Genomic DNA, 9,877 nt, shown 5'->3' with positions numbered 1-9,877 from the left:
GGAGAGCGAGCATGGGAATCAAGAAGTTCAAGCCGCGGACTCCGAGCCAGCGCTATCGCACGGTTTCCGACTTCGGCGAGATCACCACCGACAAGCCCGAGAAGAGCCTGCTGGAGCCGATCAAGAAGAGCGGCGGCCGCAACAACCACGGGCACATCACGAGCCGGCGCCGCGGTGGCGGCCACAAGCGCCAGTACCGCCGCATCGACTTCAAGCGGAACAAGCTGGGCGTGCCGGCCAAGGTGGCCACGATCGAGTACGATCCGAACCGCACGGCCCGCATCGCGCTGCTGCACTACGCCGACGGCGAGAAGCGCTACATCCTGGCGCCGAACGGGCTGAACGTGGGCGACGAGCTGGTCTCCGGGCCCGGCGCGGAGATCCGCGTGGGCAACGCGATGCCGCTGAAGGACATCCCCCTGGGTTCGACGCTGCACAACGTGGAGCTGAAGATCGGCAAGGGCGGCCAGCTGGCCCGCAGCGCCGGGTCCTACATGCAGCTCATGGCGAAGGACGGCGAGTACTGCCTCCTGCGCATGCCCAGCGGCGAGATGCGCCAGGTCCACCGCGAGTGCTACGCCACGCTCGGCCAGGTGGGCAACCTGGAGCACGAGAACGTGATGCTCGGCAAGGCGGGCGCGTCGCGCTGGCGGGGCCGGCGGCCGAAGGTGCGCGGTGTGGCCATGAACCCGGTGGACCACCCCCACGGCGGCGGCGAGGGCAAGACCTCCGGCGGCCGTCACCCGGTGTCCCCCTGGGGCACGCCGACCAAGGGCTACCGCACGCGCAAGAAGAACAACCCCACGGACCGCTTCATCGTCCGTCGGCGGAAGAGCAAGTCCGCCTAGGCAGCTTGAACGACTGAGGAGGCAATCCATTGTCGCGTTCATTGAAGAAGGGCCCCTACATCGATCTGCGCTTGCTGCAGCGTCTCGAGGGGATGAACAACAAGGGCGAGAAGAAGGTCGTCAAGACCTGGGCGCGGCGCTGCACCATCTCGCCGGAGTTCGTGGGGCACACGCTGGCCGTGCACAACGGCAACAAGTTCATCCCCGTGTACGTCACGGAGAACATGGTGGGTCACAAGCTGGGCGAGTTCGCCCCGACCCGCACCTTCCGCTCGCACGCGGGCAAAAAGTAGAGACCTGGAGGTACTGAGATGCCTGCCAAGGCAAGCGCGAAGTTCGTGCGGATCTCTCCGTTCAAGATGCGCCAGGTGGTCAACATCGTGCGCGGCATGAACGTGAACGAGGCGATGAACGTCCTCAAGCACATGAACAAGGGCGCGGCGCTGCCGATCTACCGCGTGATCAAGTCCGCGGTGGCCAACGCCACGGACCTGGCCAGCGAGCAGAACCCGGTGGACGTCGACCGCCTCGTGGTGGCGACGATCTACGCAGACGAGGGTCCGACCATGAAGCGCATCCGCGCCCGTGCGCAGGGCCGCGCCTACCGCGTGCGCAAGCGCACGAGCCACCTGTTCGTCGAACTGGGCCAGAAGTAAGGAGGAGCACCGTGGGTCAGAAGACTCATCCGACCGGCTTCCGTCTCGGGGTCATCAGGACCTGGGATTCGCGCTGGTTCGCCACCAAGAACTACGCCGACTGGCTCAACGAGGACGTGACGATCCGCCGCTTCGTGAAGCAGCGCCTCTTCCGCGCCGGCATCGCGCGGGTGACGATCGAGCGCTCCACGAAGAAGGTGACGGTGAACATCTACACCGCGCGCCCCGGCATGGTGATCGGCCGCAAGGGCCAGGAAGTGGACCTGCTCCGCGACCAGCTGAATCACCTGACCGGCAAGCAGGTGTACCTGAACATCAAGGAAGTCAAGAAGCCGGAGCTGAGCGCGCAGCTCGTGAGCGAGCACGTGGCCTCCCAGCTGGAGAACCGCGTGAGCTTCCGGCGCGCCATGAAGAAGTCCATCACGTCGGCCATGCGCATGGGCGCCCGCGGGATCAAGATCCAGTGCGGCGGCCGCCTGGGCGGCTCGGAGATCGCCCGCGTGGAGCACTACCACGACGGTGAGGTGCCCCTGCACACGCTGCGCGCGGACATCGACTACGGGACGAGCACCGCGAAGACCACCTTCGGCACCATCGGCGTCAAGGTCTGGGTCTACGTGAACGACGTCTTCCCGCGGGACTTCAAGCGCGAGCTGAGCAACCAGGTGCAGGAGGCGATCTAGTCATGTTGATGCCCAAGCGCATAAAGCACCGCAAGATGCAGAAGGGGCGGATGCGCGGCTTCGCCTACCGCGGCAACCAGATCTCCTTCGGCCAGTACGCCATGCAGGCGCAGGAGCCCTGCTGGATCACGAGCCGGCAGATCGAGGCCGCGCGCGTCGCCATCACGCGCTACGTGAAGCGCGGCGGCAAGCTCTGGATCCGCATCTTCCCGGACAAGCCGATCACGGTGAAGCCGGCCGAGACCCGCATGGGCAAGGGCAAGGGCAACCCGGAGTACTGGGTCGCCGTGGTCAAGCCCGGCCGGATCGTCTTCGAGCTCGAGGGCGTCGGCGAGGAGATCGCCCGCGAGGCGATGCGCCTGGGCGCGGCCAAGCTGCCGGCCAAGATGAAGTTCCTGAGCCGCGAGGCGTGAGGAGACCCCGATGAAGATGAACGAGATGCGCGACCTGACCCTCCAGGAGCTGGAGGCGAAGGAGCGGGAGATGGCCGAGGAGCTCTTCAACATGAAGCTCCGTCACGGCCTCGGACAGCTGGACAACCCCCTCAATATCCGCAAGGCGCGTCGCGACCTCGCGCGGATCAAGTCCCTGCTGAGCGAGCGCCAGCAGGAGCGGGCTCAGTAAGGATAGGAGTCGAGGATGGAAGACAGGACCCGGAATCTGCGCAAGACCCTGCTGGGGACCGTCGTCAGCGACAAGATGGAGCAGACGGTGGTGGTCAACGTCGAGCGCCGCATTCCGCATCCGCGCTACAAGCGGTACTACAAGCGCACGAGCAAGGTGGTCGCGCACGACGCTGACAACAGCTGTCGCGTGGGCGATCTGGTCCGCGTGATGGCCACGCGTCCCTTGAGCAAGACGAAGCGCTGGCGCGTCTTCGAAATCGTCAAGCGCGCCGAGTAAGGGGGCGAGGGAAATGATTCAGCAGGAGACCATGTTGGTCATCGCGGACAACTCCGGCGCGAAGAAGGCCCAGTGCATCAAGGTGCTGGGCGGCACCCGCCGGAAGTACGCCTCGGTGGGCGACATCATCACGGTGGCGGTGAAGCAGGCCCTGCCCAACGGCACGGTCAAGAGCGGCCAGGTGGCGCGCGCGGTCGTCGTGCGGACGCGCAAGGAAGTGCGGCGCCGGGACGGTTCCTACATCCGCTTCGACCAGAACGCGGCCGTGATCATCAACCAGCAGAACGAGCCGGTGGGGACCCGCATCTTCGGCCCCGTGGCCCGCGAACTGCGCGAGAAGCGATTCATGAAGATCGTTTCGCTCGCGCCCGAAGTGCTCTAGCGAGGTGAAGCCGTGAAGATCGCGAAAAACGATACCGTCGAGGTGATCGCCGGCGCCCACAAGGGGCTCAAGGGGAAGGTGCTCAAGGTCTTCCCGGAGAAGGAGCGCGTGATCGTCGAGAAGGTGAACCTGGTCAAGCGCCACCAGAAGGCGCGCAGCCAGCAGGACCCCGGCGGCATTATCGAGAAGGAAGCGCCGATCCACGTCTCGAACGTGCGGCTGCTCGAGAAGGGCTCGCGCCCCTAGGCCCGAGGAAAGGAAACGGAAATGGCGAGGTTGAAGGCCTACTACAGAGAGAACGTGGCGCCCGCCCTGCAGGCGAAGTTCAACTACGGGAACCCCATGCAGGTGCCCCGTCTGATGAAGATCGTCGTCAACATGGGCGTGGGCGAGGGCGCGCGGAACGAGAACATGATCAAGGCCGCCGAGGCCGAGCTGACGACCATCACGGGCCAGAAGCCCCGGGTCAACGCGGCGCGCAAGTCCGTTGCGAACTTCAAGATCCGCGAGGGCATGCCCGTGGGTCTCAAGGTGACGCTGCGCGGCGCCCGCATGTGGGAGTTCCTGGACCGCCTGGTGAACGTGGCGCTGCCGCGCGTGCGCGACTTCCGCGGCGTGCCCACCAAGAGTTTCGATGGCCGGGGCAACTACAACCTCGGCATCAAGGAACAGATCATGTTCCCCGAGATCGACTTCGACAAGATCAGCCGGATCCAGGGGATGGACATCAACTTCGTCACGAGCGCCGAGACGGACGAGGAAGCGATGGAACTGCTGCGACTCCTGAACATGCCGTTCCGTCGCAACTAGTCCCGAGCGAAAACGCAAAGAGGTATCAGCGTGGCCAAGAAGTGCCTGATCGTCAAATCCAGTCGGAAGCCCAAGTTCCAGGTCCGCAGCTACACGCGCTGCAGGCGCTGCGGACGCCCGCGAGGCTACATGCGCAAGTTCGGCATCTGCCGCATCTGCTTCCGTGAGATGGCCCTGCGCGGGGAAATCCCGGGCGTCGTCAAGGCCAGCTGGTAACAGGACTACAGAGCAGCGAAACGAGGGTTAGCTCATGTCGATGACCGATCCCATTGCGGACTTCCTGACGAGAATTCGTAATGCTACCCGCGCCAAGCATGCGCGCGTGGATATCCCGGCCTCGCGAATCAAGGGCGAGATCGCCAAGATCTTGCGCGAGCAGGGCTATGTGAACGACGTGAAGTTCGTGGAGGATGGCAAGCAGGGTCTCCTGCGGATCTATCTGAAGTACAACGAGGACAGCGCGCCCGTCATCGAGGGCCTCCAGCGGGTCAGCAAGCCCGGCCGCCGGATCTACGCCAAGAGTGGCGAGATTCCGCGCGTGCTTGGCGGCTACGGCGTCGTCGTCCTTTCCACCAGCCAGGGCATCCTCACCGGCAACGAGGCCCGTCAGCGGGGCGTTGGCGGCGAGGTTCTCTGCCAGATCTGGTAGGAGGCAAGACATGTCGCGCATTGGCAAGAAGCCCATTCCCGTGCCGGCCGGCGTCACCGTGACGCACACAGCCGACGGTCACTGCACGGTCAAGGGTCCCAAGGGCGAACTCAGCCGTCGGCTCAACCCCGAGATGAAGGTCGTGGTGGAGGACGCCGAGGTCCGCGTGGAGCGCCCCAGCGAGTCGCGCACGCACCGGGCCCAGCACGGTCTGACGCGCACGCTGCTCGCCAACATGGTGGAGGGCGTGTCCGCGGGCTTCACGAAGGAGCTCGAGATCGTGGGCGTCGGCTACCGCGCCGAGCTCAAGGGCAGCGACCTGCACCTGGCGCTGGCGTACTCCCACCCCGTGGTGGTCGAGCCGCCGGCGGGCATCAGCTTCGAGGTGCCGCAGCCCACGGTGATCAAGGTGATGGGGCACGACAAGGAAGTGGTGGGCCAGACGGCCGCCAACATCCGGTCCTGGCGCCCCCCGGAGCCCTACAAGGGCAAGGGCATCCGCTACAAGGGCGAGCAAATCATCCGCAAGGCCGGCAAGGCCTCGGCGAAGGGCTAGGAGTCGCCATGTCCATCAAGACGTTCGATCGCAAGCTGCAGCGCACCAAGCGCCACCGCCGCATCCGCCGCGGCGTGGCCGGCACGAGCAACCGGCCGCGGCTGTCGGTGTACCGCAGCCTGACCAACATCTACGCGCAGCTCATCGACGACGAGCAGCGCGTCACGCTCGCCAGCGCGAACAGCCTCAAGCTGACGGCCGCGCCGGGCGAGGGCGAATCGCAGAAGATGGCCAGCGCCCGCGAGGTGGGCAAGATCATCGCGGAGGCCGCGCAGGCCAAGGGCATCAAATCCGTCGTCTTCGACCGCGGCGGCTTTCTCTATCACGGCCGGGTCAAGGCCCTGGCCGAAGCCGCCCGCAAGGCGGGACTCGAATTCTAGGGGGTAGACAGTGATTCGAGGCAGAGACCAGCGGGACCAGCGCCCTCGCCGCCGCCGCGACCAGCAGCAGGAGGAAGAGCGCTCCAATCTGATCGAGAAGGTCGTGGCCATCAACCGCGTGTCGAAGACCGTGAAGGGTGGCAAGAACTTCAGCTTCACCGCGCTGGTGGCGGTGGGCGACGGCAACGGTCAGGTGGGCACCGGTCTGGGCAAGGCCCGGGAAATCTCCGAGGCCGTGCGCAAGGGCACGGACGCGGCCCGCAAGAACATGGGTCCCGTGCAGCGCTTCGAGAACCGCACGGTGCCGTTCCGGGTCGTGGGCCACTACGGCGCCGGGCGCGTCCTGCTGAAGCCGGCCGCGCCGGGTACCGGCGTGATCGCCGGCGGTCCGGTGCGCGCGGTGCTGGAGGCTGCGGGCATCTCCGACATCCTGACCAAGTCCCTGGGGTCGAACAACCCCCACAACATGGTGCGCGCCACCATGGAGGGCCTGCGCCGCATGCGCAGCGCCTCGGACGTGGCCAAGCGCCGCGGGATCTCGGTCGGCCGCATGTTCAACATCGCCAAGAGCAGCGAGGAGGCCTGATCATGGCCAAGCGACTCAAGGTGACCCAGACGCGGTCGCTGATCGGAAACAAGGAGAAGGCCAAGCGCACCATCGCCGCGCTCGGCCTGCACCGCATGCACCACACCGTGGTGCACGACGACACCCCGCAGATTCGCGGCATGGTGTTCAAGGTGCGGCACATGGTTCGCGTCGAGGAGACGGAGGAGTAGCATGAAGCTCAACGAACTCAAGCCGGCTCCCGGAGCCACCCGCTCGGGCAAGCGCGTGGGGCGCGGCCCCGGCAGCGGCTCCGGCAAGACCAGCGGCCGCGGCCACAAGGGCCAGCGCTCGCGTTCCGGCTCGCCGCAGCGCGCCTGGTTCGAAGGCGGTCAGATGCCGATTCAGCGCCGCGTTCCGAAGCGGGGCTTCACGAACATCTTCCGCGTCGAGTACCAGCTCGTGAACGTGGGCCAGCTCGTGCGCCTGCCCGAAGGCGTCGAGGTGACCGCGGCGACGCTCTACGAGCACGGGATCATCAGCAAGCGCAATCGTCCGGTGAAGCTGCTGGGCGACGGGTCGGTGGCCCGCGCGCTGACCGTGCGCCTTGACAAGTGCAGCGCCAAGGCGCGTGAGCTGATCGAGAAGGCAGGCGGGACGATCGAGGTGGCCGGCTAGCCCACGGGCTGCCGCGTCCTCTCATAGCCGAGGAGACCAATCCCAGATGCTCGCGAGTTTTCAGAGCACGTTCAAGATCCCGGATCTGCGCAAGCGCATCGTCTTCACGGCGCTGATGCTGATCGTGTACCGCCTTGGCGGTCACATCACCCTGCCCGGCGTGAACCGCCTCGCCATCGAGGAGTTCTTCCGCGGGCAGGGCGGCGGCATCCTGGCCCTCTACGACCTCTTCGCGGGCGGCAACCTGAGCAAGGCGACGATCTTCGCGCTGGGCATCATGCCCTACATCAGCGCGTCGATCATCCTGCAGCTGCTCCAGGCCGTGGTGCCCTACTTCGAGAAGCTGGCGAAGGAGGGCGAGGAGGGCCGCAAGAAGATCAACCAGTACACGCGCTACGGCACGGTGCTGCTGGCCGCGCTGCAGAGCTTCGGCGTGGCCGTGTTCCTGGAGTCCATGGGCACGAACGTGGTGGGCCACTCGGGCTTCGGCTTCAAGCTGCTGACCATGCTCACGCTGACCACGGGCACGATCTTCGTCATGTGGCTCGGTGAGCAGATCTCCGAGCGGGGCATCGGCAACGGGATCAGCCTGATCATCACGATCGGCATCATCGCCCGCTACCCGCTGGATCTGATCAACACGGTGCGGGCGCTGCAGACGAAGCAGATGAGCTACCTGGGCGGCATCGTGATGGTGCTGATGATGGTCCTCGTGATCGCGGGGATCATCTACATGACCCAGGGCCAGCGGCGCATCCCGGTGCAGTACCCGAAGCGGGTGGTGGGCCGGCGCGTCTACGGCGGGCAGAACACGCACATCCCGCTGCGCGTGAACACGGCGGGCGTGATTCCCATCATCTTCGCGCAGTCGATCGTGATGTTCCCCGCGACGATCTCGAGCATGTTCCACGGCAACGTGACCATGGACGCGATCACGCGCCTCATGAGTCCGGGCACCGTGCTCTACGTGGTGCTGTACACGGTCATCATCGTGTTCTTCACCTACTTCTACACGGCCATCGTCCTCAATCCGGTGGACATGGCCGACAACATGAAGAAGTTCGGCGGCTTCATCCCGGGCATCCGCCCGGGCAAGAGCACGGCGAACTTCATCGATCGCGCACTGAGTCGGATCACCTTGCCGGGCGCCATCTTCCTGGCCTTCATCGCCGTCTTGCCCGACATCCTGATCCGGCAGTTCCACGTCCCCTTCTACTTCGGCGGCACGGGTCTGCTGATCGTGGTGGGCGTGATGCTCGATACCCTGCAGCAGATCGAGAGCCACCTCTTCATGCGTCACTACGATGGCTTCATGAAGAAGGGCAGGTTGCGGGGCCGGAGGTAGGCGTGCATCTGGTCATCCTGGGAGCGCCGGGTTCCGGAAAGGGGACCCAAGCGGCGCGAATCAAGCAGCAGTACGGGATCGCGCACATCTCGACGGGCGACATCCTGCGGGCGGAAGTGGCCTCCGGCACGGAGCTGGGGCGAAAGGCCCAGGCGATCATGGAGGCGGGGCAGCTGGTCGGCGACGACATCGTGCTGGCCATGGTGAACCGGCGCCTGACGCAGCCGGACTGCGAGGCCGGCTGGATCCTGGACGGTTTCCCGCGGACGCGGGCCCAGGCCGAGGGCCTCGGCACCCTGCTGGGCGCGGCGGGCACGGACATCGACCTGGGGCTCTTGATCCAGGTCAAGCCCGAGGAAGTGGTGCGACGCCTGAGCGGGCGCCGCGTGAACCGCGACTCGGGGCGCATCTACAGCCGCGAGGAGCTGGGCCACCTGGCCGGTCCGGGCGGCGAGATTCCCGCGGAGGGCGAGGCGCCGGATGGCGGCCGCTTCTACCAGCGGGACGACGACCAGGAGCGGACGATTCGCGACCGCCTGGACGTCTACGAGGAGCAGACGCGTCCTGTGATCGACTACTACGAGGACCAGGACAAGGTCGTGGGCATCGACGGTTCGCAGCCGATGGACGCCGTGACCGACGCGATCTCCTCGATCCTGCGCGACCGCTTCGGCGACGGGGAGCCGGCGTGATCCGGCTCAAGAACGACGCCGACATCGCGGCCATGCGCGCGGCGGGCAAGGTCCTGCGCAGGGCGCTGGACAAGGCGGGGGCCGCGGTGCGGCCCGGCGTCACGACGGGGGAACTGGACGTCGTCGTGCGCGAGAGCATCGAGAGCGAGGGAGCGCGACCGGCCTTCCGGGGCTACCATGGCTTCCCGGGCAGTGCCTGCATCTCCGTCAACGAGGCGGTGGTGCACGGGATACCCGGCGAGCAGGTCCTGAAAGAGGGCGATCTGGTCAGCATCGACGTGGGCGTGGAGAAAGACGGCTACTACGCCGACGCCTGCGAGACCTTCGCCGTGGGGCAGATCAGCCCCGCCGCGGCCCGACTGATGGACGTGACGCGCCAGTCCCTGGCCGCCGGCATCGCCCAGGCCAGGCCGGGGGGGCGCCTGGGAGACATCTCCCACGCCGTGCAGGTCTTCGTGGAGGCCCACGGCTACACGGTGGTTCGCGAGCTGGTGGGGCACGGCATCGGCTGGGCCTTGCACGAAGAGCCGCAAGTGCCCAATTTTGGGCCTCCCGGCAAGGGCCCCGAGCTGGTGCCGGGCCTGGTGCTCGCGATCGAGCCGATGGTGAACGAAGGCCGCGAGGCGGTGCGCACGCTGGCCGACGACTGGACGGTGGTGACGGCGGACGGCAAGCTGTCCGCGCACTTCGAGCACACGGTAGCCATCACGGCCGATGGTCCCGTGATCCTCACCGCCTGAGACGCGGAGGT

The 9,877-nt window shown here is 66.4% G+C and carries 20 protein-coding genes; all 20 read left to right on the top strand.

All coding sequences use genetic code 11. The features are described 5' to 3' along the window. Positions 1-11 precede the first annotated feature (11 nt). The 20 genes from rplB (at position 12) to map (ending at position 9,866) form a co-directional block, all read left to right on the top strand. A complete protein-coding gene (rplB, locus tag H6693_09395) occupies positions 12-848 on the top strand; it encodes a 50S ribosomal protein L2 (protein MCB9516398.1) in 837 nt (278 codons plus the stop codon). A gap of 29 nt (positions 849-877) precedes the next feature. Beyond that, a complete protein-coding gene (gene rpsS, locus H6693_09390; GenBank protein ID MCB9516397.1) occupies positions 878-1,141 on the top strand; it encodes a 30S ribosomal protein S19 in 264 nt (87 codons plus the stop codon). A gap of 18 nt (positions 1,142-1,159) precedes the next feature. Then, positions 1,160-1,504 carry a 50S ribosomal protein L22 gene (gene rplV, locus H6693_09385; protein MCB9516396.1) on the top strand — a complete coding sequence of 115 codons (345 nt, stop codon included), beginning with the start codon at positions 1,160-1,162 and terminating at the stop codon, positions 1,502-1,504. A gap of 11 nt (positions 1,505-1,515) precedes the next feature. After that, on the top strand, positions 1,516-2,187 hold the full coding sequence (gene rpsC, locus H6693_09380; protein MCB9516395.1) for a 30S ribosomal protein S3: 672 nt from the start codon (positions 1,516-1,518) through the stop codon (positions 2,185-2,187). A gap of 2 nt (positions 2,188-2,189) precedes the next feature. Beyond that, entirely contained in the window at positions 2,190-2,600 is a 411-nt protein-coding gene (rplP, locus tag H6693_09375; protein ID MCB9516394.1) for a 50S ribosomal protein L16, read from the top strand. A 10-nt stretch (positions 2,601-2,610) separates the two neighbouring features. Further along, on the top strand, positions 2,611-2,811 hold the full coding sequence (locus H6693_09370; protein MCB9516393.1) for a 50S ribosomal protein L29: 201 nt from the start codon (positions 2,611-2,613) through the stop codon (positions 2,809-2,811). A 15-nt stretch (positions 2,812-2,826) separates the two neighbouring features. After that, on the top strand, positions 2,827-3,090 hold the full coding sequence (gene rpsQ / locus H6693_09365; GenBank protein MCB9516392.1) for a 30S ribosomal protein S17: 264 nt from the start codon (positions 2,827-2,829) through the stop codon (positions 3,088-3,090). Positions 3,091-3,103: 13 nt separating this feature from the next. Beyond that, entirely contained in the window at positions 3,104-3,472 is a 369-nt protein-coding gene (gene rplN / locus H6693_09360) for a 50S ribosomal protein L14 (protein MCB9516391.1), read from the top strand. Between the two features lie 12 nt (positions 3,473-3,484). Continuing rightward, positions 3,485-3,718 (top strand): 50S ribosomal protein L24, encoded by a 234-nt coding sequence (locus tag H6693_09355; GenBank protein ID MCB9516390.1) that lies wholly within the window; start codon positions 3,485-3,487, stop codon positions 3,716-3,718. 21 nt (positions 3,719-3,739) lie between these two features. Continuing rightward, positions 3,740-4,282 carry a 50S ribosomal protein L5 gene (gene rplE / locus H6693_09350; protein ID MCB9516389.1) on the top strand — a complete coding sequence of 181 codons (543 nt, stop codon included), beginning with the start codon at positions 3,740-3,742 and terminating at the stop codon, positions 4,280-4,282. A 30-nt stretch (positions 4,283-4,312) separates the two neighbouring features. Continuing rightward, a complete protein-coding gene (locus tag H6693_09345) occupies positions 4,313-4,498 on the top strand; it encodes a type Z 30S ribosomal protein S14 (GenBank protein MCB9516388.1) in 186 nt (61 codons plus the stop codon). A gap of 34 nt (positions 4,499-4,532) precedes the next feature. Then, positions 4,533-4,931: a 30S ribosomal protein S8 gene (rpsH, locus tag H6693_09340; GenBank protein ID MCB9516387.1), complete on the top strand. Its 399-nt coding sequence runs from the start codon at positions 4,533-4,535 to the stop codon at positions 4,929-4,931. Between the two features lie 10 nt (positions 4,932-4,941). Then, positions 4,942-5,487 carry a 50S ribosomal protein L6 gene (gene rplF / locus H6693_09335; GenBank protein MCB9516386.1) on the top strand — a complete coding sequence of 182 codons (546 nt, stop codon included), beginning with the start codon at positions 4,942-4,944 and terminating at the stop codon, positions 5,485-5,487. 8 nt (positions 5,488-5,495) lie between these two features. Beyond that, the gene (gene rplR / locus H6693_09330) at positions 5,496-5,867 is read left to right on the top strand and encodes a 50S ribosomal protein L18 (GenBank protein MCB9516385.1); all 372 of its coding nucleotides are present in this window, start codon (positions 5,496-5,498) and stop codon (positions 5,865-5,867) included. An 88-nt stretch (positions 5,868-5,955) separates the two neighbouring features. Continuing rightward, positions 5,956-6,453: a 30S ribosomal protein S5 gene (gene rpsE / locus H6693_09325; protein MCB9516384.1), complete on the top strand. Its 498-nt coding sequence runs from the start codon at positions 5,956-5,958 to the stop codon at positions 6,451-6,453. Between the two features lie 2 nt (positions 6,454-6,455). Continuing rightward, positions 6,456-6,644, top strand: coding sequence for a 50S ribosomal protein L30 (gene rpmD / locus H6693_09320; GenBank protein MCB9516383.1), 189 nt, complete (start codon positions 6,456-6,458; stop codon positions 6,642-6,644). Position 6,645: 1 nt separating this feature from the next. Then, the gene (rplO, locus tag H6693_09315) at positions 6,646-7,089 is read left to right on the top strand and encodes a 50S ribosomal protein L15 (protein ID MCB9516382.1); all 444 of its coding nucleotides are present in this window, start codon (positions 6,646-6,648) and stop codon (positions 7,087-7,089) included. A 46-nt stretch (positions 7,090-7,135) separates the two neighbouring features. Next, a complete protein-coding gene (gene secY / locus H6693_09310; protein MCB9516381.1) occupies positions 7,136-8,434 on the top strand; it encodes a preprotein translocase subunit SecY in 1,299 nt (432 codons plus the stop codon). A 2-nt stretch (positions 8,435-8,436) separates the two neighbouring features. Then, positions 8,437-9,126, top strand: coding sequence for an adenylate kinase (locus H6693_09305; GenBank protein MCB9516380.1), 690 nt, complete (start codon positions 8,437-8,439; stop codon positions 9,124-9,126). Beyond that, positions 9,123-9,866, top strand: coding sequence for a type I methionyl aminopeptidase (map, locus tag H6693_09300; protein MCB9516379.1), 744 nt, complete (start codon positions 9,123-9,125; stop codon positions 9,864-9,866). Before H6693_09305 ends, map begins: the two co-directional genes overlap by 4 nt. Positions 9,867-9,877 lie beyond the last annotated feature (11 nt).

This window comes from Candidatus Latescibacterota bacterium, assembly GCA_020633725.1.
Classification (GTDB): Bacteria; Krumholzibacteriota; Krumholzibacteriia; order JACNKJ01; family JACNKJ01; genus VGXI01.
Note: the sequence above shows the minus strand (reverse complement) of the source record. Positions and strands in the feature narration are given on the sequence as shown.

Bases quoted from the DNA above. Each gene is read 5' to 3' on its own strand.
- rplB (MCB9516398.1), top strand. From the start codon at position 12: ATGGGAATCAAGAAGTTCAAGCCGCGGACTCCGAGCCAGCGCTATCGC.
- rplV (MCB9516396.1), top strand. From the start codon at position 1,160: ATGCCTGCCAAGGCAAGCGCGAAGTTCGTGCGGATCTCTCCGTTCAAG.
- rplP (MCB9516394.1), top strand. From the start codon at position 2,190: ATGTTGATGCCCAAGCGCATAAAGCACCGCAAGATGCAGAAGGGGCGG.
- H6693_09370 (MCB9516393.1), top strand. From the start codon at position 2,611: ATGAAGATGAACGAGATGCGCGACCTGACCCTCCAGGAGCTGGAGGCG.
- rpsQ (MCB9516392.1), top strand. From the start codon at position 2,827: ATGGAAGACAGGACCCGGAATCTGCGCAAGACCCTGCTGGGGACCGTC.
- rplN (MCB9516391.1), top strand. From the start codon at position 3,104: ATGATTCAGCAGGAGACCATGTTGGTCATCGCGGACAACTCCGGCGCG.
- rplE (MCB9516389.1), top strand. From the start codon at position 3,740: ATGGCGAGGTTGAAGGCCTACTACAGAGAGAACGTGGCGCCCGCCCTG.
- rpsH (MCB9516387.1), top strand. From the start codon at position 4,533: ATGTCGATGACCGATCCCATTGCGGACTTCCTGACGAGAATTCGTAAT.
- rplF (MCB9516386.1), top strand. From the start codon at position 4,942: ATGTCGCGCATTGGCAAGAAGCCCATTCCCGTGCCGGCCGGCGTCACC.
- rplR (MCB9516385.1), top strand. From the start codon at position 5,496: ATGTCCATCAAGACGTTCGATCGCAAGCTGCAGCGCACCAAGCGCCAC.
- rpmD (MCB9516383.1), top strand. From the start codon at position 6,456: ATGGCCAAGCGACTCAAGGTGACCCAGACGCGGTCGCTGATCGGAAAC.
- rplO (MCB9516382.1), top strand. From the start codon at position 6,646: ATGAAGCTCAACGAACTCAAGCCGGCTCCCGGAGCCACCCGCTCGGGC.
- secY (MCB9516381.1), top strand. From the start codon at position 7,136: ATGCTCGCGAGTTTTCAGAGCACGTTCAAGATCCCGGATCTGCGCAAG.